Source organism: Pantoea anthophila (genome assembly GCF_006494375.1).
GTDB lineage: Bacteria > Pseudomonadota > Gammaproteobacteria > Enterobacterales > Enterobacteriaceae > Pantoea > Pantoea anthophila.
This window is the reverse complement of the sequence record NZ_VHIZ01000050.1, coordinates 188,731-213,584: the sequence shown is the minus strand read 5'-3', so window position 1 is coordinate 213,584 and position 24,854 is coordinate 188,731. Positions and strand designations below refer to the sequence as shown.

21 protein-coding genes are annotated in these 24,854 nt (G+C 55.4%); 12 read left to right on the top strand and 9 right to left on the bottom strand.

The genetic code is table 11. The features are described 5' to 3' along the window. Position 1: 1 nt before the first annotated feature. The 3 genes from ssuD to ssuE are packed head-to-tail and all read right to left on the bottom strand — an operon-like array spanning position 2 to position 2,675. Positions 2–1,150, bottom strand: a complete 1,149-nt coding sequence (ssuD, locus tag FJW00_RS13230) for an FMNH2-dependent alkanesulfonate monooxygenase (protein WP_140028305.1) — start codon at positions 1,148–1,150, stop codon at positions 2–4. A 9-nt stretch (positions 1,151–1,159) separates the two neighbouring features. Continuing rightward, positions 1,160–2,113 carry a sulfonate ABC transporter substrate-binding protein gene (locus FJW00_RS13225; protein WP_009091067.1) on the bottom strand — a complete coding sequence of 318 codons (954 nt, stop codon included), beginning with the start codon at positions 2,111–2,113 and terminating at the stop codon, positions 1,160–1,162. A gap of 10 nt (positions 2,114–2,123) precedes the next feature. After that, positions 2,124–2,675, bottom strand: a complete 552-nt coding sequence (ssuE, locus tag FJW00_RS13220) for an NADPH-dependent FMN reductase (RefSeq protein WP_009091065.1) — start codon at positions 2,673–2,675, stop codon at positions 2,124–2,126. 738 nt (positions 2,676–3,413) lie between these two features. On the opposite strand from ssuE, the gene FJW00_RS13215 reads away from it, so the two are divergent. From FJW00_RS13215 to FJW00_RS13200, 4 genes are all read left to right on the top strand, one after another. After that, positions 3,414–4,394, top strand: a complete 981-nt coding sequence (locus FJW00_RS13215) for a glycosyltransferase family 2 protein (RefSeq protein ID WP_140924403.1) — start codon at positions 3,414–3,416, stop codon at positions 4,392–4,394. 101 nt (positions 4,395–4,495) lie between these two features. Beyond that, on the top strand, positions 4,496–5,797 hold the full coding sequence (locus tag FJW00_RS13210) for a flippase (protein WP_009091062.1): 1,302 nt from the start codon (positions 4,496–4,498) through the stop codon (positions 5,795–5,797). Positions 5,798–5,931: 134 nt separating this feature from the next. Further along, a complete protein-coding gene (gene pyrD, locus FJW00_RS13205; protein WP_111208088.1) occupies positions 5,932–6,942 on the top strand; it encodes a quinone-dependent dihydroorotate dehydrogenase in 1,011 nt (336 codons plus the stop codon). Positions 6,943–7,095: 153 nt separating this feature from the next. Further along, entirely contained in the window at positions 7,096–7,638 is a 543-nt protein-coding gene (locus FJW00_RS13200; RefSeq protein WP_140924401.1) for a cell division protein ZapC, read from the top strand. Here the strand turns inward: FJW00_RS13200 and FJW00_RS13195 are convergent, their stop codons facing one another. Then, a complete protein-coding gene (locus tag FJW00_RS13195; protein ID WP_140924399.1) occupies positions 7,639–8,748 on the bottom strand; it encodes a YcbX family protein in 1,110 nt (369 codons plus the stop codon). 111 nt (positions 8,749–8,859) lie between these two features. Here FJW00_RS13195 and rlmKL point away from each other — a divergent pair, with 111 nt between their 5' ends. From rlmKL to rmf, 6 genes are all read left to right on the top strand, one after another. After that, a complete protein-coding gene (rlmKL, locus tag FJW00_RS13190) occupies positions 8,860–10,974 on the top strand; it encodes a bifunctional 23S rRNA (guanine(2069)-N(7))-methyltransferase RlmK/23S rRNA (guanine(2445)-N(2))-methyltransferase RlmL (protein ID WP_140924397.1) in 2,115 nt (704 codons plus the stop codon). A gap of 6 nt (positions 10,975–10,980) precedes the next feature. Next, positions 10,981–12,897 carry an ABC transporter ATP-binding protein gene (locus tag FJW00_RS13185; protein ID WP_058957434.1) on the top strand — a complete coding sequence of 639 codons (1,917 nt, stop codon included), beginning with the start codon at positions 10,981–10,983 and terminating at the stop codon, positions 12,895–12,897. Between the two features lie 14 nt (positions 12,898–12,911). After that, complete coding sequence (gene pqiA, locus FJW00_RS13180; protein ID WP_140924395.1) at positions 12,912–14,180, top strand: membrane integrity-associated transporter subunit PqiA; 1,269 nt, start codon at positions 12,912–12,914, stop codon at positions 14,178–14,180. After that, positions 14,167–15,810: an intermembrane transport protein PqiB gene (pqiB, locus tag FJW00_RS13175; protein WP_009091050.1), complete on the top strand. Its 1,644-nt coding sequence runs from the start codon at positions 14,167–14,169 to the stop codon at positions 15,808–15,810. Before pqiA ends, pqiB begins: the two co-directional genes overlap by 14 nt. Beyond that, positions 15,807–16,376, top strand: coding sequence for a membrane integrity-associated transporter subunit PqiC (gene pqiC / locus FJW00_RS13170; protein ID WP_009091049.1), 570 nt, complete (start codon positions 15,807–15,809; stop codon positions 16,374–16,376). The genes pqiB and pqiC overlap by 4 nt, the downstream gene beginning before the upstream one ends. A 278-nt stretch (positions 16,377–16,654) precedes the next feature. After that, complete coding sequence (gene rmf / locus FJW00_RS13165) at positions 16,655–16,822, top strand: ribosome modulation factor (RefSeq protein WP_008925875.1); 168 nt, start codon at positions 16,655–16,657, stop codon at positions 16,820–16,822. A 68-nt stretch (positions 16,823–16,890) separates the two neighbouring features. Here the strand turns inward: rmf and fabA are convergent, their stop codons facing one another. Then, positions 16,891–17,409 (bottom strand): bifunctional 3-hydroxydecanoyl-ACP dehydratase/trans-2-decenoyl-ACP isomerase, encoded by a 519-nt coding sequence (gene fabA, locus FJW00_RS13160; RefSeq protein WP_009091047.1) that lies wholly within the window; start codon positions 17,407–17,409, stop codon positions 16,891–16,893. A gap of 68 nt (positions 17,410–17,477) precedes the next feature. Further along, positions 17,478–19,346 (bottom strand): AAA family ATPase, encoded by a 1,869-nt coding sequence (locus tag FJW00_RS13155; protein WP_140924393.1) that lies wholly within the window; start codon positions 19,344–19,346, stop codon positions 17,478–17,480. 53 nt (positions 19,347–19,399) lie between these two features. Between FJW00_RS13155 and matP the strand changes: the two genes are divergently transcribed. Next, positions 19,400–19,867: a macrodomain Ter protein MatP gene (matP, locus tag FJW00_RS13150; RefSeq protein ID WP_009091043.1), complete on the top strand. Its 468-nt coding sequence runs from the start codon at positions 19,400–19,402 to the stop codon at positions 19,865–19,867. 95 nt (positions 19,868–19,962) lie between these two features. Here matP and ompA read toward each other — a convergent pair whose 3' ends face one another. Further along, entirely contained in the window at positions 19,963–21,033 is a 1,071-nt protein-coding gene (gene ompA / locus FJW00_RS13145; protein WP_046101549.1) for a porin OmpA, read from the bottom strand. A 351-nt stretch (positions 21,034–21,384) separates the two neighbouring features. Then, positions 21,385–21,876: an SOS-induced cell division inhibitor SulA gene (gene sulA, locus FJW00_RS13140; protein ID WP_111208080.1), complete on the bottom strand. Its 492-nt coding sequence runs from the start codon at positions 21,874–21,876 to the stop codon at positions 21,385–21,387. Between the two features lie 210 nt (positions 21,877–22,086). On the opposite strand from sulA, the gene FJW00_RS13135 reads away from it, so the two are divergent. Continuing rightward, positions 22,087–22,716, top strand: a complete 630-nt coding sequence (locus FJW00_RS13135) for a TfoX/Sxy family DNA transformation protein (protein WP_058958010.1) — start codon at positions 22,087–22,089, stop codon at positions 22,714–22,716. On the opposite strand, the gene yccS is transcribed toward FJW00_RS13135, so the two are convergent. After that, positions 22,713–24,854, bottom strand: coding sequence for a YccS family putative transporter (gene yccS, locus FJW00_RS13130; protein ID WP_370528393.1), 2,142 nt, complete (start codon positions 24,852–24,854; stop codon positions 22,713–22,715). The two genes, FJW00_RS13135 and yccS, sit on opposite strands and share 4 nt — an antisense overlap.

Below are 24,854 nucleotides of genomic sequence, written 5' to 3'. Positions count from 1 at the left end.
CTCAGCCCCGGGCGACTTTTTTCTCAGGGGTAAAATCGTTGGCTACCGCTTCACCGTGCGCCTGAACAACGCGAGGCTGCGGGACCAGCGGCACCTGCAGGTCGAGATGCGGGAACAGGAGTTCCCCGACGCGATAAGCCTCTTCCAGATGCGGGTAGCCTGACAGAATAAAGGTCTCGATACCCAGCGCTTCATACTCTTTGATCCGGGCGGCAACGGTCGGGCCATCACCCACCAGTGCGGTTCCGGCACCGCTGCGCACCAGACCGACACCTGCCCAGAGGTTCGGGCTGATTTCGAGCTTGTCGCGGCGACCCCCGTGGAGCGCGGCCATGCGACGCTGCCCGACAGAATCGGCGCGCTGGAATGCCGCCTGCGCTTTTGCGATGGTTGCGTCATCCACATTGGCAATCAGCCGGTCAGCCGCCTGCCAGGCCTCTTCATTAGTTTCACGCACAATTACATGCAGACGGATACCGAACCGCACCGTCCGGCCCTGAGCGGCCGCTTTCGCGCGCACCTGCTCAATCTTCTCTTTAACCTGCGCAGGCGGCTCGCCCCAGGTGAGGTAGACATCAACCTGCTCGGCGGCCAGATCCTGCGCCGGTTCCGAGGAGCCGCCAAACCAGAGCGGCGGACGAGGCTGCTGGACCGGTTTAAACATCAGCCGCGCCCCGCGAACGTGCACATGCCTGCCTTCATAATCGACGGTTTCCCCCTCAAGAACCCGACGCCAGACGCGGGTAAACTCGGCGGATTCCGCGTAACGCTCGCGGTGATCGAGGAACACCCCGTCGCCCGCCAGCTCTTCCGGATCGCCGCCGGTCACCAGGTTGAACAGCGCCCGCCCGTTAGAGAGGCGATCCAGGGTGGCGGCCTGACGGGCGGCCTGCGTCGGTGAAATCACACCCGGCCGCAGCGCCACCAGAAACCGCAGACGCTGAGTGACCGGAATCAGCGAGGCGGCCACCAGCCAGGCATCTTCACAGGAGCGGCCGGTCGGGATAAGGACGCCGCCAAAGCCAAGACGGTCAGCGGCCTGCGCCACCTGCTGCAGATAGGCGTGATCAACCGGTCGCGCCCCTTCAGCCGTGCCAAGATAGTGTCCGTCGCCATGGGTTGGCAGGAACCAGAAAACAGATACGCTCATTGTTGCTCCTTATTGCGTGACGGTGTGGGGATGCCAGAGACGATCCTGAATCGTCACTTTGACTGGCAACAGATGATTGGCATAAAAGAGATCGGCGGTGCGCTGCTGCGCGGCGGCCGTTTCGGCACTGACCGGTGAAATGCGGGTCGGCGGCCGGTGATCCAGATAGCTGGCGATAACCGGTTCGGGCAGGCCCATCGCCTGAGCCAGCAGGGTGGTACTCTGCTGCCGCTGGCTGATGGTGAGCGCATCGGCCGCACTGAACGTGTCGAGCACCTGCTGAATAAAGGCGCCATGGGCTTCGGCATAGCTGCGGGTCGCTAAATAGAACGAGCCGGTCAGGTTGAGCGAGCTGCCATCGATCAGCAGGCGCGAGTTACCCTGCTGGAGCACGGAGGAGTAGTAGGGGTCCCAGATAGCCCAGGCATCAACGTTGCCCTGCTGGAAAGCGGCGCGGGCATCGGCGGGCGTCAGATAGACCGGCGTAATATCGTTAAAGGAGAGTCCCGCCTGCTGCAGCGCGCGCAGAAGCAGGTTGTGCGAGCTGGAGCCTTTCTGAAAGGCGACTTTTTTCCCTTTCAGATCCGCCACCTGTTTCAGGGGGCTGTTTTTCGGCACCAGAATCACTTCTGATTTCGGTTTCGGCGGCTCAGAACCTACGTAGAGCAGATCAGCCCCCGCGGCCTGCGCAAACAGCGGCGGAAGGTCGCCGGTGCTGCCGAGATCGATGCTGTTCACATTCAGCGCTTCCAGCATCTGAGGGCCCGCCGGGAACTCGACCCACTTAATATGCGTATGGGGAAAACGCTTCTCCAGTAACTGATGCGACTTTGCCAGCACCATGCTGACTGAGCCTTTCTGATAACCGATACGAATCTCAGCCGGGTCGGATTCAGCGGCCTGAACCTGAAGGCCCGCCAGCAGAAGTCCCGCAACCAGCCACTTTCCTAATCTCTGCTTCATTGCTCTTTCCTTAAACCGCTTGCGCAACGGGGTGGTGGTGACGGGTCAGCGCCAGCCAGAAGGCGGAAACCGCTTCATCCAGACGCTCTGCCAGAGAGGCCTGCAATTCAGGCTGCCGGTCATAATGAACCACCTGATGATCCTCGGCATAAACGCCGTGCAGAATCTCCTGCGCCTTCAGGGCATTGAGAACCGGCTTCAGGGCGTAGTCGAGCGCCAGCATATGACCGGCACTGCCGCCGCTGGCCAGTGGCAGCACCACTTTATGTTCCAGCGCGCGTTCCGGCAGCAGGTCAAGCAGTGTCTTCAGCGCCCCCGAAAATGAGGCTTTATAGATCGGGGTCGCCACAATCAGCCCATCCGCTGAGGCCAGGTCCTCGCGTAATGCCAGCAGGGCAGGCGCATCAAAGCGTGCATTGATCAGATCGTCAGGCTGAAAGTTGTGAATATTCCAGGGAATGACTTCAACGCCACGCGCCTCCAGCTTGTGCTGACACAGCGTCAGCAGGGAAGTTGAGCGGGAGGGAAACCGTGGGCTGCCTGCCAGCGTAATAACTCGCATCATCACTCCTTATAACTAAAAGTTATTGATTATCAAATGTTGAGAACTTATGCCTTCATACTGTCAGAGCAGCGCAGTGGGCTTAAATGATTTATCCGGCAAAGTAAGCGTAAAAACTGCAAATAGAAGCGGCAGAAACCGGGGCGCATCCGGGGACATTCCGAATATTCTTAATTTCAGGGCAAACAGAGAAACGATTCATTAAGGAGGGTGATACAAGATTGCGAAAACAGGCGGAATGCCCAAAAAAATTCGCTCTTGTCTGATTGCCTGAACATTCTGATTGTGGCCAATAACCCTATTAAGCGCAGCGGCCGGGTCAGAAGCAGCACGGAAACTGACTGGTGGTGAGCTTCCTTCGTCTGTTATTAGGATTTATGCCATAAGGCAGAGTGTAATAAAAATGAAGGAATGGTGACGTTTTTCACGGATTCAGACGTTCGCTTACAGATTCCCGAATCTGGTTACGTCTGCTTTATCAGCCGTATTTAAATCAATCCTCAACGGTTTTAACATTTCAGCAGGATATTGATGCACGTCTTTTAACAGTGATAGTCCTGTGAAACGTTAAGATATTTTTTACGACTGGTCTTTTTTTACGAAGCCGGTTTAAGATAATCGGGCTGAATCAAAGAAACAGAATATCAGCCTCTCACTCTTTTCATCGCTTCGCCTCTGGTCAGGACCTGCATCAGGCAGGTGAATCGTTTTGTTATTTTTAACAGCTGAGAATTACCTATGTCTGACATCCTGTTATCCGTAATTATTCCAACCTACAACGTTGAGAAATATATTGTCGAGTGCGTTGATTCCTTATTGCGCCAGGTTAAATCTCCCAATGAAATTCTCATTGTGAATGATGGCTCCACCGACGGAACGCTGGCCTTACTTGAACAGAATTATGCGCATCTTTCTCAGGTGAAAATAATTACTACGGAAAACGGCGGCGCCGGTCGTGCTCGCGATGTGGGCATTGAGCAGGCCAGAGGCCAGTTCCTCTTTTTCTGCGACCCGGATGATGTCGTGGTTGATGGGCTGGTGGCGGAACTTGCGGCGGTCGCGGAACAGCACCCGGAGACCGACCTGTTCTGTTTCAACTCCTGCGTTTTTCGGGATGGGCAGATTGATGTCACCTCACCTAAAGTCAGACACGAAATTTTTGGCCAGCAAAAATCGCAGGAGGTCTTTTTGCATCTGCTGCGAAACGGCAGATATACCTCGGCGGCCTGGAGTTATATTGTCAGTAAGCGAATTGTCGAGCAGCATAAATTACGCTTTGTTGGACGCGTTCATGAAGATCACAACTTCACGCTCTCCGTGTTTGTAAAAAGTCAGCAGGCATGGGTCAGCCGTCAGGTTTATTATAAACAGCGTATCCGTAATGGCTCGCTGACCAACAGTACCAAAAGTAATGAGTTTTTCTATCAGCGCTATAACGCTTTTATGCACGCCTACAGTACGTTAAACAGCTCGGTCACGAAATCCGCCTGGCGCAGTTCGCTGGAGAAAGCCTATTTAGTTCATTCGTTTCGCCTGATGATCTATCTGTCACTCTATAATGGTACCGCCGTGCCGGAATATGTCCTGAATGCCATCCGCTTCCTGGGCCGTAATGTTAAAACAGAAAACGTCAAGGAGTGGCTACTGTTCAATCGCCCTGAACTCTTTATTGCGTTACAGCATTACAAAGTTAAAAAAGAGCTCAGTCGCGCCGCCTGATCCTGTAAAGCAGCCGGATTCTGAAAAATTTGAAGCGATATTGTTTATGCCTTAGCGAAATGAGAAGGTGAGACATGCAATGTGTATAAGGTTGTTGCGTCATGGCAAAAGTACTCGATAAAAGTCTGATTATTAATATTTTTTCGCTGCTGGCGTATCGCGGCGCGTCGTTTCTGTTTCCGCTGGCTACGCTGCCCTATCTGGCCCGTGTTCTGGGGGTAGAACAGATGGGTACGCTGGCGCTGGCGATCGCCTGCGTGCTCTATTGCAGCACCATTTCCGACTGGGGATTCAATGTCTTTACCACCAAAGATATTGCTCACCATCGTGACGACAAGGAGCGTGTCAGTCAGCTCTTCTGGTCCACTTTTAACGCCAAGCTGATGCTGCTGCTGCTGACCAGTGGCACGCTGCTCACCGCCACCTGGTTTAATCCCGCCTGGCACTCACTGTTCTTTATTGTGCTGGCGAACTGCACGACGCTGGTTGGCTCGCTGTTTTCCTTTGGCTGGCTGATGCAGGGCTTTGAGAAGCTGGGCAAAACCGCAGTTATCGCCACCTTCGGTAATTTCTGCGCCATTCCGCTGACCTTTTTGCTGGTGAAATCTCCGCAGGACACCTGGCTGGCTGCGCTGATCCCTGGCGTCGTCTCTATGATTAGTGCGGCGATAACGCTGAAGTTTGTGCTGGAGATGAAAGTCATTGGCCATTACCGCTTTGAACCGCGTGAAATTAAACAGCGCATCACCGACAGCATGGATGTCTTTATTGCCATTGCCGGGGCCAACCTGTTTAACAGCGTCAACGTGGTGATCCTGGCGACCTTTACCTCTACCTATATGGTGGGGATCTATAACGGTGCCGATCGCCTGCGTAAAGCGGCAAACTCCGTGCCGGAGCAGATCGGGAGCGCCTTCTTTCCGCGCGTCAGCCACCTGTTTGGCCGGGATAAACGCGCCGCGATTGCCGCAACACGCAAAAGTCTGCTGCTCTCATTCTCTCTGAGTCTGTCGATTGTCATCTTTACCTGGTTTTTTGCTGACCTGGTCGTCTCGATTTTACTGGGTAAAGACTTTATTCCGTCGGCGGATGTGCTGCGCGTCTTCGTACTCTGCTTCCTGTTTGGCAACATCGCCTATCCGGCCGGATTACAGATCCTGATCCCACACGGTCTGGCGCGCCAGCGTATGTGGGTCATGATGGCGGCGGGGGTGATTAACGTACCGCTCTGCTGTTTCCTGGCCTGGAAGTTTGGCGCAATCGGCGCGGCATGGTCGATGGTGGGTGCGGAAGCGTTTGTCTGCCTCGGCATTTTTGGCATCATGCATCGTCACGGTATCCTGCGGGAATATCTCTTTCCCTCTCAGGTGGAAAATCGCCCCGTAAACGATTCCGCTGCGTAAGATCAAAGCAAACTCACTTAATTTTCCGCCTTTCCGCCCTTCGATTTACTTTTGCGCCAGAGCACTTTACCATTCTGGCGCACAATTTCCCGTGCACCGACTTTCACGATTGCTTCCGTCCTTCAGGAGAGTGCATGTTTTATCCTATCGTCCGACCGGCGCTGTTTAAGCTCGACCCCGAACGCGCGCACGAACTCACCTTTCAGCAACTGCGCTTTATGAATGGCACCCCGCTGGAACGGTTTTATCGCCAGAATCTGCCGTCGCGTCCGGTCACCTGTATGGGACTGACCTTTAAAAATGCCCTTGGCCTGGCCGCGGGCCTGGATAAAAACGCGGAGTGCATTGACGCCTTTGCGGCGATGGGCTTCGGGTTTGTTGAAGTTGGCACCGTCACGCCGCGCGCTCAGGCAGGCAATGATAAGCCGCGCATGTTCCGACTGGTTGAAGCGGGCGGGATTATCAATCGCATGGGATTCAATAATCTGGGGGTCGATCACCTGGTCGAAAACGTGAAAAAAGCGCGTTTTAACGGCGTACTGGGGATTAATATCGGCAAAAATAAAGATACGCCGGTTGAGCAGGGAAAAGAGGATTACCTGATCTGCATGGAAAAGGTGTATGCCCACGCCGGTTATATCGCCATCAATATTTCCTCACCTAACACTCCCGGTCTGCGCTCACTGCAATATGGTGAGGCTCTGGATGATCTGCTTTCCGCCATTAAACAGAAACAAAAAGCGCTGGAACAGCGTCATCTCAAATATGTTCCGCTGGCCGTAAAAATTGCTCCGGACCTCTCTGAAGAGGAGTTAATTCAGGTAGCGGACAGTTTAGTACGTCACCAGATTGATGGCGTGATTGCTACGAATACCACGCTCGATCGCTCCCTGGTAACGGGGCTTAAGCATGCTGAGGAAGCCGGTGGCTTAAGCGGACGGCCTGTCCAGTCGCGCAGCACGGCGGTCATTCAGCGCCTCTCACAGGAACTGCAGGGACGCCTGCCGATTATCGGCGCAGGCGGCATTGATTCTCTGACCGCTGCGCGTGAAAAAATTGCGGCAGGGGCTACGCTGGTTCAGATCTATTCAGGCTTTATTTATCAGGGGCCAGGATTAATTAAAGATATCGTCACACATCTCTAAGACAATTCTCACAATGCTTCGCCGGGGGGTTTATTTATCCCCTCGGCTCGTTTATATTTTGTCCTGTTGCACGATTTTTCAGCTTTTCCTTATATTCTATTTTCGCTGAATTCTGCGTGACGTATGGCGCAGCGGTAAAAGACAGGGCAGACGATGAACATTAAACCCGACGATAACTGGCGTTGGTATTTTGACCACAGCCACGACCGAATGATGCTCGACCTGGCAGACGGTATGCTTTTTCGCTCCCGCTATTCCCGCAAAATGCTGACGCCCGATGCGTTCTCAGAGTCGGGTTTCTGTGTTGATGATGCCGCCCTCTATTACACCTTTGAAGAGACCTGCCGTCAGTGCAAACTCAGTGGCAGCCATCGCGCTGAACTGGTGCTGAATGCCCTGGTCGCCGCGCGCTTCCTGAAACCGCTGATGCCGAAAAGCTGGCACTTCACCGCGTATGCCCCGGCAATGCAGCCGCGGCCCGGTGAGATGGTGCAGGTTACGCTGGCAGAAGAGGGAACGCAGGCGCGTCTGCTGGTGGTTGAAAGCGGCAGTAACGCGGCGCTCTGCCTGCTGGCTCAGCCAGCGCTGACGCTGGCTGGCAAAAATATGGTGCTCGGCGATGCCATTAAGGTGATGAACGACCGCCTGCAGCCCTGGTATCAGGATGTCGCGCCGCGCTATGCCCGCGCGGTCTGACTATTTCAGTTCGACATCGCCTGCCGGAATACAGCTGCAGCTCAGCAGCGTTCCGTCCTGACGTACGGCGCCTTTTTTCAGCGCTTTAACTTCGCCCGACACCAGATTCAGCTTACAGCTGCCGCACAGTCCCGCACGACAGGAGTAGGGGATACGAAATCCCTGCATCTCCAGCTGATCCAGTAACACCTGCTGATTATCCCCGCGGAAGGTCTGTCCCTGAAAGGTGATAGCCACATCATCAGGGGTCTGCGGCTGCGGTTTCAGCGTCTCAATGACCTCTCCGGCACCGTAGAGGCGCGGAGCATGGCGCTTCAGGATCACCATTTCGTCACCGGCACGTACCACACCCTGATTACGGGCCACCAGATTCAGGCCAAAATCGATATCCCCGCTGCCATCCTGGGCGCTGCGGAACGTCTGCAGAGTGGCGAGCGGATGACCGGCAGGATGTTTGCGTCCGGTTTCGGGGCTGACCGTGGTCAGCACGCAGCGACTGCAGGGTTTCGGCACTTCAAAGATGACTTCACCTATCCGGATCTCCGCCCAGCTGTCTTCATCCCATGCAGCCGCACCGCTCACGACCAGATTGGGACGAAACTGTTCGGCACGTACGCTGGCCGGGCAGCGCTGTTGCAGGTCATGCAGCGAGGCGGTGTTCACCAGCAAAAACGGATAGCCATCGGCAAAACTCAGCGGGACATGGTCAAATGCTTTGACCCGGCGACTGGGTTCAGGTCCGACCCAGCGCAGCTGGACGTCACGGGGAAAGAACTGGCTCAGCCACTGATTAATGGCGGGCGGGGCGATGCGTGCGCCGAAGCGATTGCCCCAGACCTCGGTCGGGTGTTCCTGCTCCCCGAAATCGCTGAAGCGGATAAGCATGTGACTGCCGTCAGGCGCTTCCAGTAACAGCCCCTCAGGTAAAATAGCGGGTGTAAAGCGCACCATCTCCGGATGCTGCCGGGCGGTAATAAAGGTGCCGTCAGGTTCCGTCACCATAAACAGACGATCAAAAGCCAGCCCGCTGCCAGAAACCCGGGCGTGTGACAGTGCCAGCCCCCGCATCGACTTCACAGGATGAATAAATAAGCGGGAAAGCGTGATCATGGTGTTCTCCTTGAAACCCGACGCGCAAGACAAAAGAAGCTAACTTTATGACATAGGTCTGTGATTCGCTATAATGCGCGACAATTTTCTCAAGAGTTAAAAAGTGACGATATGAATTCTCTGTTTGCCAGCACGGCGCGTGGGCTCGAAGAGCTGTTAAAAAGTGAGCTGGACGCGCTGGGCGCGCAGGATTTGCAAGTGGTGCAGGGAGGCGTTCACTACGAAGCCGACGATCGCGTCATGTACCAAAGCCTGATGTGGAGCCGTTTAGCATCACGCATCCTGTTGCCGCTGGGAGAGTTTGGTGTCTATAGCGACCTCGATCTCTATCTGGGTGTGCAGGGCGTGGACTGGCCGTCCATGTTCGGCAGCGACAAAACCTTTGTCGTCCATTTCAGCGGCACCAATGACTCGATTCGCAACAGCCAGTTTGGTGCGCTGAAAGTCAAAGATGCCATTGTGGACAGCTTTACCCGTAAGAATCTGGAGCGTCCCAATGTCGATCGTGAGCAGGCGGATATCCGTATCAACGTCTGGCTGAATGACGATCGCGCCAGCATCGCGCTGGATCTGAGCGGCAGTTCATTGCATCAGCGTGGCTATCGCCAGCAGACCGGTCAGGCACCGTTAAAAGAGAATCTGGCGGCGGCGATTGTGCTGCGTTCTGGCTGGGAGCCATCCACCCCGCTGATCGATCCGATGTGCGGTTCAGGTACGCTGCTGATTGAAGCTGCGCTGATCGCCTGCGATCGTGCGCCTGGCCTGCTGCGCCGTCACTGGGGCTTTATGGCCTGGAGCCAGTTTAATGCTGCGCTGTGGCAGGACGTGAAAAACGAAGCGCATAATCGTGCCCGCACCGGCACGGCGAATACGCAGGCGCGCTTCTTTGGCTATGACACGAACGGCCGGGTGCTGGAGTGGGCGCAGGCGAATGCCCGCCGTGCGGGTGTGGAAGAGCTCTTTACCTTTGCACAGCAGGATCTGCTGAAGCTGACCAATCCGGTGGATGCGGCGGTTCACGGCACGGTGCTGAGCAACCCCCCTTACGGTGAGCGCCTGGAGAGCGAACCGGCGCTGATCGCGCTGCACAGTCAGCTTGGACGCCTGATGAAACAGCATTTTGGCGGCTGGAAGCTTTCCCTGTTCAGCGCTTCACCTGAGCTGCTGAGCTGCCTGCAGCTGCGCGCCGACCGTCAGTTTAAAGCCAAAAACGGCCCGCTGGATTGCGTGCAGAAAAACTATCAGCTCGCGGTGAACAGCAGCGAAAGCGCCGGGCAGATTGCGGAAGATTACGCAAACCGTCTGCGTAAAAACGTGAAGAAGCTGGAGAAGTGGGCGCGTCAGGAAGGCATTGAATGCTACCGCATTTATGATGCCGATCTGCCAGACTACAACGTGGCTGTTGACCGCTACGCTGACTGGGTGATTATCCAGGAGTATGCGCCACCGAAAACCATCGATCCCAACAAAGCGCGTCAGCGCCTGTTCGATGTGATCAGTGCGACGCTCACCGTACTGGCGTTGCCTGCAGACCGTCTGATTATGAAAACCCGCGAACGCCAGAAGGGCAAAGCGCAGTATCAGAAGCTGAGTGAGAAGGGCGACTATTTCGAAGTTAAAGAGTTTAATGCGCGTTTCCTGGTGAACCTGACCGACTATCTCGATACCGGTCTGTTCCTCGACCACCGCATTGCCCGCAAAATGCTCGGTAATATGAGCAAGGGTAAAGATTTCCTGAATCTGTTTGCTTACACCGGCACCGCCAGTGTGCATGCCGGTCTGGGCGGGGCACGCTCTACCACCACGGTCGATATGTCACGCACCTATCTGGAGTGGGCGGAACGCAACCTGCGTCTCAACGGGCTGACCGGTCGTCAGCACCGTCTGATGCAGGCCGACTGCCTGAGCTGGCTGCATGAGAGTGATGAGAATTTTGACCTGATCTTTATCGATCCGCCAACTTTCTCCAACTCCAAGCGTATGGAAGAGAGCTTCGACGTTCAGCGCGATCATATGATGCTGATGCGTAACCTGAAGCGCCTGCTGCGTCGCGGCGGCACCATCATGTTCTCCAACAACAAACGCGGTTTTAAAATGGACATGGATGGCCTGAAATCTCTGGGCCTGCAGGCGCAGGATATTACCCAGAAAACGCAGTCGCAGGATTTCGCGCGCAACCGACACATTCACAACTGCTGGCTGATCACACACGCCGGTAAGGAATAAGATTACATGTCATTAATCAGTATCCACGGCGCCTATCTCTCCTTCAGCGATGCGCCGCTGCTAGACAACACCGAACTGCATATCGAAGAGAACGAGCGCGTCTGTCTGGTCGGCCGTAACGGTGCAGGTAAATCCACCCTGATGAAGATCATCAATGGTGAACAGCCCCTGGATGATGGTCGCATTATTTATGAAACCGACCTGGTCGTGGCGCGTCTGCAACAGGACCCCCCACGCAATATTACCGGTTCGGTCTATGACTTCGTGGCTGAAGGCGTTGAAGAGCAGGCAGAGCATCTGAAAGCCTATCACGCCATTTCCCATCTGGTAATGGACGATCCAAGCGATAAAAACCTCAATGAGATGGCGCGTCTGCAGAGCATTCTTGACCATCAGAATCTGTGGCAGCTGGAAAGCCGCATCCATGATGTACTGGAGCAGATTGGCCTGAAGCCCGATACCGAGCTTTCATCGCTTTCGGGTGGCTGGCTGCGTAAAGCGGCGCTGGGCCGTGCGCTGGTGAGCAATCCGCGCGTTCTGATGCTGGATGAACCGACGAACCACCTGGATATTGAAACCATCGACTGGCTGGAAACCTTCCTGAAGAATTTCAGCGGCAGCATCGTCTTTATCTCCCATGACCGTTCGTTTATCCGCAACATGGCGACGCGGATCGTCGACCTTGACCGCGGCAAACTGGTCTCCTGGCCGGGCAACTACGATCAGTATCTGGCGGGTAAAGAGGAAGCGCTGCGCGTCGAAGAGATGCAGAACGCGGAGTTTGACCGCAAGCTGGCGCAGGAAGAGGTGTGGATCCGTCAGGGCATTAAAGCCCGTCGTACCCGCAATGAAGGTCGCGTGCGTGCGCTGAAAGCCCTGCGTCGCGAGCGTTCTGAGCGCCGTGAAGTGATGGGCAAAGCGAACATGCAGGTGGGTGAAGCCTCCCGCTCGGGCAAAATTGTCTTTGAGCTGGAAAATGTCGATTACGCGGTCGATGGCAAAGTGCTGGTGAAGGACTTCTCTTCCCAGGTGCAGCGTGGCGATAAGATTGCTTTGATCGGGCCAAACGGCTGCGGTAAAACCACACTGCTGCGCCTGATGCTGCAACAGCTTAAGGCCGATCATGGCCGCGTGCATTCCGGCACCAAGCTGGAAGTGGCCTACTTTGACCAGCACCGTGCGGAGCTGGACCCGGATCGCACCGTGATGGACAACCTGGCCGAAGGCAAGCAGGAAGTCCTGGTCAACGGCAAACCGCGCCACGTTCTGGGTTATCTGCAGGACTTCCTGTTCCACCCGAAACGGGCCATGACCCCGGTGCGCGCGCTCTCTGGTGGTGAACGTAACCGCCTGCTGCTGGCGCGTCTGTTCCTGCGTCCCAGCAACCTGATGATTCTTGATGAACCGACTAACGACCTCGACGTCGAAACGCTGGAACTGCTGGAAGAGCTGATTGATGGCTATCAGGGCACAGTACTGCTGGTCAGCCACGATCGTCAGTTCGTCGATAATACCGTGACCGAGTGCTGGATTTTCGAAGGGAATGGCGAGATTGGCACCTTTGTTGGCGGCTACCACGATGCACAACAGCAGCGTGCAGCCTACCGGCAGCACAAGGCCTCAGCCCCAGCCAGAGCGGCAACCAGCACCGCGAAGCCCGCCGCAGAGAAGAGCGAGGCGAAGCGTAACGTGAATAAACTCAGCTATAATCTGGCGCGTGAGCTGGAACAATTGCCGCAAAAACTGGAGCAGCTTGAAGCGCGCATCGGTGAACTGCAGGCGAAGATGAGTCATCCGGACTTCTTCAGTCAGCCACACGATCAGACGCAACCGGTGCTGGATAACCTTGCTCAGGCCGAGCAGGAGCTGGAAACCGCGTTTGCGCGCTGGGAAGAGCTTGAGTCACTGAAAAACGGCGCGTAGGGCAGGGCTAGCGGATGTGTTCAGCAGTGAAAAGTAACGCGTGGATGCTCTGTCCACAGTGCGATTTAACGATCAGGCTGCCGGACATTCCCGTTGGCAGCCGGGCATCATGCCCGCGCTGCCACACTGCTCTGACGGCGAACTGGCATGAACCGCGTAAACGACCAACGGGCTACGCGCTGGCAGCGCTGTTTATGCTGGTGCTGGCGAACCTGTTTCCATTCGTCTCCATGAAGGTGGCCGGGCTGACCAGCCAGATCACCCTGATGCAGATACCCAGAGTGATGGTGTCGGAAGATTACAGCAGCCTCGCCACGCTGTTTCTGCTGTTCGTGCAGGCGGTTCCCGCCTTCTGCATGATAACCATCCTTCTGCTGGTCAATCCGATACCGTTACCCACATCGCTCAGAGTCGGTCTCGCCCGAATCCTGTTTCATCTGCGCAACTGGGGCATGTCAGAAATCTTCATGGCTGGCGTGCTGGTCAGCTTCGTCAAGCTGATGGCCTATGGTGAAATCGGACTGGAAACCAGCTTCTGGCCCTGGGTTCTGTTCTGTCTGCTGCAGTTGCGTGCCTTTCAGTGCGTCGATCGGCGTGCGCTGTGGGATCGCCTCTCACCCCGACCCGCACTGCCGCATGAGCCCGAGGTGGGCGTCAGTGGCCTGGCGCAGGGCCTGCGATCCTGTCCCTGCTGCACCGCCATTCTGCCTGCGGATGAGCCCGCCTGTCCGCGTTGTGGCGTCCAGGCGCAGGCCCGGCGTAAGCACAGCCTGCAATGGACGCTGGCGCTGCTGCTCACCTCGGTGCTGCTCTATATTCCGGCTAACCTGATGCCGATTATGGTCACGGAGACGCTGGGTAGCGCCTATCCCTCCAATATCATGGCGGGGGTGATTGTGCTGTGGGCTGATGGCTCCTATCCGGTGGCGCTGGTGATCTTTATTGCCAGCATCATGGTGCCGACGCTGAAAATGCTGGCAATTGGCTGGCTCTGCTGGGATGCCAGCGGACGCGGACGGCGGGACAGCCACAAAATGCACAAGATTTATGAAGTGGTCGAGTTTGTTGGCCGCTGGTCGATGATCGACGTGTTTGTGATTGCCGTGCTCTCTGCGCTGGTGCGTATGGGGCAATTAATGAATGTGTATCCCGCGTGGGGGGCAGTTCTGTTTGCGATGGTGGTGATCATCACCATGATCGCTGCCATGACCTTTGACCCGCGATTACTCTGGGATCGTGCACGTGAAAATACAATGAAGGAGTCGCGCCTTGACGGAAACTAACCACGGCCATGCAAAGGTGGAACAGATTAAGCGCTGGTCGCCGGTCTGGATTGTCCCCATCGTCACGCTGCTTATCGGCGGATGGATCCTCTTCTATCACTTCAGCCATCAGGGGCCGGAAGTGACATTAATTACTGAAAACGCTGAGGGCATCGTGGCGGGTAAAACCACCATTAAAAGCCGCAGCGTGGATGTCGGTGTGGTGGAAAGCGCGGTGCTAAGCGACGATCTCCATCATGTGGAAATTAAAGCGCGCCTCAACGCGGGCATGGACAAGCTGCTGCACAGCGACAGCGTGTTCTGGGTAGTGAAACCGCAGGTGGGCCGTGAAGGTATCAGCGGCCTTGGCACGCTGTTGTCAGGCGCCTACATCGAACTGCAGCCCGGCACGAAAAACCAGGCACCTGAGCAGTACAAGCTGCTGGATGCTCCGCCGCTGGCGCCACCGGATGCCAAAGGCATCCGCATCATACTGGACAGCAAAAAAGCCGGTCAGCTTAATCCGGGCGATCCGGTTCTGTTCCGCGGCTACCGGGTCGGTACAGTGGAAACCAGTTCGTTTGACACCGATAAACGCATGATGACCTATCAGTTGTTTATCGCCGCGCCTTACGACCGCCTGGTGACCACCAACGTGCGTTTCTGGAAAGACAGCGGCATCGCCGTGGATATGTCCGCGTCAGGCATGCGGGTCGAAATGGGATCGCTGACCACGCTGTTCAGTGGCGGCGTCAGTTTCGATGTGCCGGATGGCTGGGATCTGGGTGAAGCGGCGACAAATCATGCCGACTATCATCTGTTTGACGATCAGCGCAGCATTCAGGATTCGCTCTACACCAATCACGTCGACTATGTGCTCTTCTTCTCAGACTCCATTCGCGGTCTGCAGGCTGGTGCACCGGTTGAATTCCGCGGCATTCGCCTCGGTACCGTGTCACAGGCACCGCTGATGAAAGCGGGTCTGGATCAGGCACTGAACAACGATTACCGCGTTCCGGTGCTGATTCGCATTGAGCCGGATCGCTTTATCAGCCGACTGGGTGAGAATTTCGATCTGGAGCAGCATCTGCAGGATGGGAAGAAACGTGGCCTGCGTGCCACGCTGAAAACCGGCAACCTGCTATCGGGTGCGCTCTATGTCGATCTCGACTTCTATGACAATGCGCCAGCCTACAAAGGCCCGCAGAAAGTCTCAGGCTATGAAGTGATCCCAACCGTCAGCGGCGGACTGAGCCAGATTCAGCAGAAACTGATGGCGGCCCTGGATAAGATCAACAGCCTGCCTCTGAACGGCATGGTCAATGAAGCGACCGGTACGCTGAAAGAGAGTCAGAAGACGATGCGCGATCTGCAGCGCACTATCGACAATATCAACAAAGTGACCGCCAGTCCGGCAATGAAGACCCTGCCGGAAGATCTGCAGCAGACGCTGCGTGAGCTGAATCGCAGCATGAAAGGACTGCAGCCCGGTTCGCCTGCTTACAGTAAGCTGGTCGGGGATATGCAACGACTGGATCAGGTGCTGCGTGAACTTCAGCCGGTACTGAGGACACTCAACACCAAGAGCAATGCGCTGGTATTTGAGGCGAAACCGGGACAGGATCCCCAGCCGAAGAGGGCGAAACAGTGAAAAAAGGATTGATACTTTGTGCCGCGCTGGTGATGAGCGCATGCAGCAGCAGCGTTGACAATACCTGGTATCAGCTGCCCTCCGGGGCGGCTTCCATGCAGGTCAGCAGCAGCCAGATGAACGAAGCTCAGCCGATGCTGTGGGTGCAGCAGGTGACGGTGCCGGATTATCTGGCCGGCAACGGGCTGGTCTACCAGACCAGTGACGTCAAATATGTCATTGCCGCCAACAACCTCTGGGCCAGTCCGCTTGATCAGCAGCTGCAGCAGACGCTGATCACCAATCTGAGCAAGGCGCTGCCTGGCCGTCTTGTAGCCGGATCGCCGCTGGGCGCGCAGCACGACACGCTGAATGTCACTATCACAGGCTTTCAGGGGCGCTACGACGGCAAGGCGATTGTCAGCGGTGAATGGACGCTGGAGCATCAGGGCCGTCTGACCAAACAGGCATTTAATATTGTCCTGCCGCAAACTGAAGATGGCTACGATGCCATGGTCAGAACGCTGGCCACCGGCTGGCAGCAGACGGCGCAGCAGATCGCCAATAGTGTGGTTGCGCTAAATTAAGAATATTATGAATAAATAAGCTAAGCCCCAGATGAAATGTCGCGATGTAACGGCATGATTCAGGGGCTTTTTATTAGCTTAATCAGGGCGATAGTGTTGCCATCTCCATCACAAAACCGCGCTTTCTTTTCCGATTAAGGTCACATTTATGACAGTGGCATGAAGATTGCGCATTGATCTTTGGGTGCGCAGGGGGTAGAACGTAAGAGTGGTTGAACATTAATTCACCACTTTTCTTTCCACCAGATTCCACAGACCTTACATGAGGGACACGGAGTATGAAGAGACAGAAACGAGACCGCCTCGAACGCGCCCATTCACGTGGTTATCAGGCAGGCATTACTGGACGCTCAAAAGAGATGTGTCCGTATCAGTTGATTGACGCTAAGTCTCACTGGTTGGGAGGTTGGCGACAAGCCATGGAGGACAGGTCGGTAGCAGCATAACCGGATGTCACTGAAAAAGGAAAATAACCTCCGCCTGGCGCGGAGGTTTTTGTTTCTGTGCAGAATGCTCAGAATGCCGCGGTGTCTTTGAACAGACCCACTTTGAGATCGCTGGCGGTGTAGATCAGATTACCGTCAACCAGCACTTCGCCATCTGCCACGCCCATCACCAGCTTGCGGTTGATCACGCGTTTGAAGTGAATGCGGTAGGTGACTTTCTTCGCGTCCGGCAGGACCTGACCAGTGAATTTCACTTCACCCACGCCCAGTGCACGACCTTTACCTTCGCCGCCCAGCCAGCCCAGATAGAAACCCACCAGCTGCCACATGGCATCCAGACCCAGGCAACCTGGCATCACCGGATCGCCAATAAAGTGGCAGCCGAAGAACCAGAGATCGGGATTGATATCCAGTTCTGCTTCAACAAAGCCTTTGTCATATTTGCCGCCGTCTTCGGTCATTTTGACCACGCGGTCCATCATCAGCATGTTGCCGGAAGGAAGCGGCGGACCATTTTCGCCAAACAGTTCACCACGACCTGACAGAATCAGATCTTCTTTGGTATAGGATTCGCGTTTATCTACCATGTTTTCAATAAGCCTTGTTTTAGTGAATCACGAATATTAGCGAACAGTTGTACGCTGAGCAAATCGGATTAACGCTGGTTGAACCAGTTAAGCCAGCGCAGCGCCCAGGGACGTTGCGGGACATCCGGCTGGTTGAACAGGCTGATGCGTTCCTGGATGGTGTGCAGCAGGCAATCGCCCTCGCCATCCTCCGTACGCCATATTTTACCGGTCAGCAGTGGCAGGGCCTCATCAGCACGTTCTACAGCCCAGATGTGGAAACGGCCCTGTTCTACCGCACTGACCACTGCCTGGCTGAGGCTGAGATGACGCACATTACAGGCCGGGATAATGACGCCCTGCTGGCCGGTGAGTTCACGCTGATGGCAGATCTCGAAGAAACCTTCAATCTTCTCGTTCAGGCCGCCTACCGGCTGGACGTTGCCGAACTGATCTACCGATCCGGTGACGGCAATCTGCTGATTGATTGGCTGGTTAGCCAGCGCGCTGATCAATGCACAGAGCTCGGCCAGAGAGGCGCTGTCGCCATCAACCTCAGAGTATGACTGCTCAAATACCATTGACGCTGAAAAGGGCAGTTGCTGATCGAGCTCCAGCTCTGCAATCAGGTAAGCCTGCATGATCATCATGCCCTTAGCGTGGATATTGCCGCCTAGCTCCGCCTTACGCTCAATATCCATGAACTCCCCATCACCGGGGTGAACGACGCAGGTAATCCGTGTCGGGTCGCCCCAGGCGCGGGGATGGCCAGGATATTCAACGACCGAGAGGCCGTTGATCTGACCGACCACTTCACCTTCGGTTTCAATCAGAATCTGTCGCAGCAGGATTTCATCCCGCATCCGCTCATTGAGATAGTTCTCACGCCATAAGCGGGCTTCCAGTGCGTCGCGAAGCGCTTCGGCATTGAGCGTGTCACCCATCAGGGCTGACTCGCGCATCTGGCGCTGCAGCCAGCGCGGACAGAGGGGCAATGTCTCCTGATCGCCGCTATAACGTACACCCTCTTTAATCAGTTCCGGCCAGAAGTCCGCTTCCGGAACCGGCAGACCCGCCTGACGCGCCAGCTCTTCGTTCCAGCGACACCAGGCCAGCATGTCATCTTCATCCAGAATCTGAATGTTCTCTTCAAATTCGGTATAAATTGCCATTTCATGCGCTTCAGGATCGAGCTCCTGAAAATCGGCCAGCACCTCGCGGTCTCCGCACAGCACCAGATTCAGCCTGAGCGGCACAGGCGGAACAGAGACGGGCAGGGGCCGGCGCTCGTCCTGAGAAGTCCACTCCACGTAGCCCTGCTCAATCGCTTTTTTCAGGCGCAACCAGAGGATCGGCTGGGTCATCAGGCTTCGCAGTGAGAGCACCAGCGTACCGCCATTGGCGCGATGGATCAGGCCCGGTTCAGGCTGGAGGCGATCTTTATACTGGCGTACGCAGCCAAACAGCTGCTCCATCTCAACCCATTCAGCAAAATGAATGCCACCCTGACTGGTGAACGGGCGCTGAGGATCGGAGGGCGGCAGGAGCGTGATAGTGTCACCCATGATATGGTAATCACCGCCGTACAGCGTGGTACTGTCGGACATCACCCGCTGCGCGGCCTGGGCAATGAAGGTCAGATAATCGCGATTCTCCTGGCTTCGAACCAGCAGTAACGGGAATCCCTGCGACTGATGATGTAAATGCGCCAGCGCATTCAGCAACCGGGGCTGTACCGTTGCCAGAGCATCAGTTTCTTCATCAGCAATTCGGGAGAAAACGGATTGGTATGGTGCGCTATCCGGCTGTAGGGTCTGCCACGTAAGTTGGGTGCTGGTCAAAATAATCGCATTTATCTGTTTTAAGAAAAGCGAGATTATACAGGATTCACCCTGGTTAAGCACTGCAGACTTCCTGGTGAAGTTGTGAAGCTGACAGCATGTTTTTCGTTGCTGCATCCGGGAAAAAAGCTGTTATTCTTAGCTCGTTACGTGATCACGATGAGATTCCGATGAAATACCAGCAACTCGAAAATCTTGAAAGTGGATGGAAGTGGAAATACCTGGTGAAAAAACATCGGGAAGGTGAACTGATCACGCGTCACCTTGAATTGAGTGCGGCGCAGGCGGCAGTCGATAAACTGCTGGCGATGGAAAATAATCCGGTGACGGTGAATGAATGGATTGCTGAACATATCCATGCCGATCTTGATAACCGGCTGAAACAGACCATCCGTGCACGGCGGAAACGCCATTTTAATGCAGAACATCAGCATACCCGAAAAAAATCGATCGACCTGGAGTATCTGGTCTGGCAGCGACTGGCCGGACTGGCACAGCGGCGCGGCTGTACCCTCTCTGAGACCATTGTTCAGCTGATCGAGGATGCGGAACGCAAAGAGAAATATGCTACGCAGATGTCGAGTCTGAAGCAGGACCTGCAGGCGATTCTGGGTAAATCAGGTTCAGAAAACGACTAGCCGGGCAGGTGGAGCAGGGTGGCCAGCTCTGAACATCCCTTTATTACCGGCATAAAAAAACCCCGCCTGAGCGGGGTTTTTTATTACGTGTTAACTTAAGCCTGTGGCTGAGTTACAACGTCTTTGATGCCTTTAACGTCGATTTCTACGCGACGGTCCGGCGCCAGGCAGTCGATCAGGGCGTTACGGCCTTTCACGCTGTCACAGGTGTTGCCGGTGACTGGGTTAGATTCACCCATGCCACGTGCAGAGATCTTGTTAGAAGGGATACCTTTAGAAACCAGGTAATCTACGACTGACTGAGCACGTTTCTCAGACAGTTTCTGGTTGTACTGCTCTGAACCGATACGGTCAGTGAAGCCCAGTACGACAACGGAACCATCTTTAGGATCCATTGAACTCAGCTGGCTGTACAGCTGATCCAGAGCCTGCTGGCCTTCTGGCTTCAGGGTCGCTTTGTTGAAGGTGAACAGAACGTCAGACTTCAGAGTGAAACGCTTGGTTTCAACAACGGGTGCTGGAGCTGGGGCCGGAGCCGGAGCTGGTGCAGCGACGTCATCCTGACCGAAGCGGTAAGAAACGCCTACGCTCAGCATGCCGTTGTCTGGACGTGCACCAACGGTCTGTGCATCACCGATGTTGTTAACCCACTGGTAGTCCAGGCGGGTAGCCCAGTTTTTGGTCAGTGCGTATTCAACACCTACAGCAGCCAGCGGAGATACGCCGGTGTCGTGGTCGCTGATGCGGCCAGTAGTTGGGTTAGTCTGCGTAGCATCTGCACGCCATACCATGCCGCCCAGACGGGTGTACACGTCCAGATCGTCATAGATTGGGTAGCTCAGTTTAGCTGCCAGCTGAACGCCCTGTGCTTTGAATGCGCCGTTAGTCACGGTGCCTTTGTTAGGCATGCGACCCAGCCAGTCATAGCCCAGCTCGAAACCCAGGTATGGGTTTGCCTGATAACCAACGAACGCACCTGCGCCCAGCTGGCTTTCATGAGTTGGACCGTTGTTGTTCTCATAACCGTTACCGTAGTAACCAGTGTCGTGATACTGAGACCAGCCCAGTTTAGCACCGGTGTACCAGGTGTCATCTTTAGGAGCGGCCTGCGCTACGGTAGCGAAGCCAGCCAGTGCCACTGCAATTGCGATAGCTGTCTTTTTCATTTTGCGCCTCGTTATCATCCAAATAGGCAATGAGCAAAAAGGTTGCTCTTGGTTTAAATCCTTCGCCGGGTCAAAACGCTCGCTTATGACTCTACCGCAAAAAAACGGAGGTTATTGAGCACCCTGGCGAGATAAAGTCTACAACGAGATTGGAAACTTACAAGTATGATGTGAGGCGCTTCTGTAAAAAAACAGCGATTTATACACAATTTCTAACAATTAGCCTGGTAGTATTGTCGCGGCAGCAAGCCTGAAAAACCTGCTAAACCATTGTCAATGCTCGAACTAACAGAATCAGTGGTTTAGCGACGACAGATAAGAAAAATAGCTTGAGAAACTTCTTATTTTTACTTAATGAAACAAATCCGACTGAATTTTTATGGGGTTTTGTGGTCTGAGAGGCGCTTCCGATGTCCCGCCTGAACGCAAAATCAGCCCCAGCGCTTCACCCTCTGCTGCCGCATTTTCCAGTTGACGACGCTCATCTTCATCCAGCTCGTAGGGGATCCATGCCAGTACCACGCTGTAATTGCCTGTGCGTAACGCCCTGACCATCGCCTCAACCGCATTCAGTCGTTCTGAATCGGCGATGTGCATGCTTTTATTCAGCGGTAATCCCGATTCCTGTAGCCAGGCGCGATTCAGCTTATGCGCGGGGGTTAACCACAGCTGCCAGCGTGATTGCTGACTCAATTGCTGCAATAACGGTAGCAGTAACATCTGCATCATTCCGGGCTGCTCACTGTAACGTAACTCTGTAATTCCACCAGGCTGAGCCGCCGGAACAGAAGAGGACGCATAACGATGAGCATAGCGTGCATTATCAGGATGTTGGGTTCGCATAAGTTAATCACCAGCAGTTGACTGTATGAATATACAGTACTGTCATCCTGGATAAAGATCAACCCAAATTTCTGAAAACGCCTCGCAAAAACGCGACAAGATTAGGCGAACCCCTATTTATTCGTTGAACCCGCTTACGCTTTTTCCTATCTTCTAATTGCCTGATACCCAAGGCAATTTACGGTCTGTTTCTGACATGGAGGTGGTGCAATGAAAAAGGTGAATCCGGTTGTAGAGCGCTCCAGAGCGCATCTGGCCCCACTGGGAGCCATTGAGTCCCGTACCCAGTTTGGCGGGTATGCACTGGCGGTAGAGAGTGTGGTTTTCGCGTTAATCAATCAGGGTGAGCTCTACCTGCGCGCCAGTGAACCCCTGCAGGCGTACATCACCGATCGGCCTCTGCAGCCGCTGGTGTTTCGCAAGCGGGGTAAGCTGGTCAGTCTCAATTACTACCGCGTCGATGAGACGTTATGGCGCGATCCTGAGCACCTGCTGGCGCTCTCCGCCGCCTCACTGGAAACGGCGCAGCTGGAGCTGCAGGACAGGCAGGGTTCACCGCGACTCAAAGATCTGCCCAACCTCAGTGTCCGTCTGGAGATGATGTTGTATGACGCGGGTATCATGAGCGTCAACCATCTTTACCAGATGGGGGCCAAACAGTGCTGGCTGAAGCTGAAAGCCATCAACCAGCACGTCGGATTTCAGACATTGCTGGCGCTGCAGGGCGCAATCACCGGTCATCATGCTGCTGCACTGCCGCAGGCAACCCGGGCCGAGCTGAACGCCTGGTTTCAGCGTACGCTGTTGTCTGACACAGCGCCCGGAAGCAGCAAAGGTTAGTCGGCGAGTAGCGTGCGGCGCAGGCGAGCCATTTCAGGCATCAGTGCCACCAGCAGACCGAGTTGCTGGAGCACCAGTGGCGCACGCGTGTCTGCATCTGCAGCCAGCTGGCTGATGCGCTGAGCTAACGGCTGGCGCATCGCCTCTGCCTGTTCATCACTGACCACCTCCGTCTGCAGCACATCCTCCACGTAGCATACGGTGTCATCCAGCAGCGTCAGCAGTGCCGGATCGCTGATCTTATCGCGGTGGGCACCCAGTGCTGAGATATAACTCAGAAACGAGTGGTTAGAACAGAGCAGCTGAAAAGCGGATTCACGCAGTTTCTGGCTGGTGCGACTTTCACTGCTCATATTTGACACCACCGACGCCAGCTCAGCATCGGCATTGTGCGCATCACGACGCGCAATGCGATAGGCGAGTCGGTTGTCTTTGCCCTGATGGTACTGCTCCATGATGGCGTCAAGATAACGACAGTTGGCCTGCAGAGTCCGTTCTGCCACGGCCGGTAACTGACGGAAACGCCAGTCAGGCCAGATAAAGGCCACAGCCAGCCAGGCCAGCCCACAGCCCAGTAAGGTATCCACCACCCGTGGCAGGGCGACCTCAAATCCTTCACCTAACAGGTTAAAACAGAGCAGCACCAGCAGCGTAATAAACAGCGTGGCCTGCGCATACTGGACCTGTCTGAAGGCAAAAAAGAGCACGCCGGAGATAACGATCAGGATTAACTGACCTTCTATGGAGGGCACCAGCCATAAAACGGGCAGTCCAATCGCAATACCGGCCAGCGTCCCGCCGATACGCAACGCCAGCCGTCGCTGGGTTGCGTTGTAGTTAGGCTGACAGACAAACAGACTGGTCAGCAGGATCCAGTAACCGCGTTCCAGTCCGGTCACCTGAATAAAACCGTAGCCGATACAGAGCACCACAGACATCCGGACAGCATGCCGGAACAGCGCCGACGCGGGCGTGAGATGTCGGCTGAAGCGCAGCCGGATATCACTCCAGCCACTCAGCCCTTCTCGCGACAGCAGATTGTCGCTGTGCTGAGTGTCTTCCCCTGACAGGGTCTGTTCAGATTCAATCGAGGCGAGTTGAGCGTCGATGGCACGCAGATTACGCAGCAGCCAGAAGAGCGCACGCGTATGGGCGGCTTCCGGTTCACGCTGCTCCAGACGCTCTATGGCTTTTTGCAGACGTTCAAACGCGCGCTCAAACCGGCTGTCATGCACCCATCTTTCGCGCATCAGGATGCAATGCGCCAGCTGCCGACACGCCTGAGCCTGCATATTCAGCAGCCGCTGGAAGCGAAACAGAATTTCGTTATAGCGCCAGTCACCCCGCAGCAGGTGATATTGCAGGTGAGATGAGCTGGCCCGTTCATGAATGTCCTGCGCCACAAAGTAGTAGTGGAGGCTGCGGCGGGTTCCGCGAGAGCCGCGATCGCCGCGCAGACGACTCTGCAGCGTGGTTTTGGTCAGGTTGAGCTGGGCCACTAACTGGCTGTTGACCATTGCCGCCTCGACAAAGGCGGCATCATCCTGTTCACCCGCATCCGGGTCGAACAGATTTGCTTTCGCATCCAGATAACGCGCCAGTTGTGAAAAACTGCCGGCCAGCTGCTCCTGCACCGGTCGCACCGGGAACATCAGGTGACCCAGCAGTGTCAGCAGGTTGTACCAGAGCGCGCCGACCAGCAGCAGGATCGGCTGCATGTACCACTGACTGAACAACCCGATGCCAAGCATGGTGTAGACCGCAATCAGCAGCGCGCCAAAGGCGATCGTCGCGTAACGCTGACCCAGCGCGCCCAGCAGAATAAAACCCCAGGTTGAGATCGCGAGGCCAGTGATAAAGGCCAGAGGCCAGGGAAACAGTAACTCGACGGAAACCGAGGCGATGCAGAAGCAGAGCAGGGTAATCAGCAGATTCTTCAGGCGGCCCGCCAGACGATCATCGAGATCGGCCAGCGCCGCCGCTACCACGCCCAGCGTCAGCGGGATGGTCCACTCAATCTGGTGCAGCCACCAGGGAATAGCGGCGCATCCGCTCAGCGCAAACAGGATGCGCAGCAGATAGCGCCAGGCGCTGTTAAACAGATATTTGCGCCAGCCCGGCAGCGTAGCTGACATCAT

Bases quoted from the DNA above. Each gene is read 5' to 3' on its own strand.
- FJW00_RS13155 (WP_140924393.1), bottom strand. From the start codon at position 19,346: ATGCAGCAACGAAAAACATGCTGTCAGCTTCACAACTTCACCAGGAAG.
- ssuD (WP_140028305.1), bottom strand. From the start codon at position 1,150: ATGAGCGTATCTGTTTTCTGGTTCCTGCCAACCCATGGCGACGGACAC.
- FJW00_RS13135 (WP_058958010.1), top strand. From the start codon at position 22,087: ATGAAAAAGGTGAATCCGGTTGTAGAGCGCTCCAGAGCGCATCTGGCC.
- FJW00_RS13195 (WP_140924399.1), bottom strand. From the start codon at position 8,748: ATGATCACGCTTTCCCGCTTATTTATTCATCCTGTGAAGTCGATGCGG.
- rmf (WP_008925875.1), top strand. From the start codon at position 16,655: ATGAAGAGACAGAAACGAGACCGCCTCGAACGCGCCCATTCACGTGGT.
- FJW00_RS13185 (WP_058957434.1), top strand. From the start codon at position 10,981: ATGTCATTAATCAGTATCCACGGCGCCTATCTCTCCTTCAGCGATGCG.
- ssuE (WP_009091065.1), bottom strand. From the start codon at position 2,675: ATGCGAGTTATTACGCTGGCAGGCAGCCCACGGTTTCCCTCCCGCTCA.
- FJW00_RS13215 (WP_140924403.1), top strand. From the start codon at position 3,414: ATGTCTGACATCCTGTTATCCGTAATTATTCCAACCTACAACGTTGAG.
- FJW00_RS13200 (WP_140924401.1), top strand. From the start codon at position 7,096: ATGAACATTAAACCCGACGATAACTGGCGTTGGTATTTTGACCACAGC.
- rlmKL (WP_140924397.1), top strand. From the start codon at position 8,860: ATGAATTCTCTGTTTGCCAGCACGGCGCGTGGGCTCGAAGAGCTGTTA.
- pqiA (WP_140924395.1), top strand. From the start codon at position 12,912: ATGTGTTCAGCAGTGAAAAGTAACGCGTGGATGCTCTGTCCACAGTGC.
- matP (WP_009091043.1), top strand. From the start codon at position 19,400: ATGAAATACCAGCAACTCGAAAATCTTGAAAGTGGATGGAAGTGGAAA.
- pyrD (WP_111208088.1), top strand. From the start codon at position 5,932: ATGTTTTATCCTATCGTCCGACCGGCGCTGTTTAAGCTCGACCCCGAA.
- yccS (WP_370528393.1), bottom strand. From the start codon at position 24,854: ATGATGTCAGCTACGCTGCCGGGCTGGCGCAAATATCTGTTTAACAGC.
- FJW00_RS13210 (WP_009091062.1), top strand. From the start codon at position 4,496: ATGGCAAAAGTACTCGATAAAAGTCTGATTATTAATATTTTTTCGCTG.
- FJW00_RS13225 (WP_009091067.1), bottom strand. From the start codon at position 2,113: ATGAAGCAGAGATTAGGAAAGTGGCTGGTTGCGGGACTTCTGCTGGCG.
- ompA (WP_046101549.1), bottom strand. From the start codon at position 21,033: ATGAAAAAGACAGCTATCGCAATTGCAGTGGCACTGGCTGGCTTCGCT.
- sulA (WP_111208080.1), bottom strand. From the start codon at position 21,876: ATGCGAACCCAACATCCTGATAATGCACGCTATGCTCATCGTTATGCG.
- fabA (WP_009091047.1), bottom strand. From the start codon at position 17,409: ATGGTAGATAAACGCGAATCCTATACCAAAGAAGATCTGATTCTGTCA.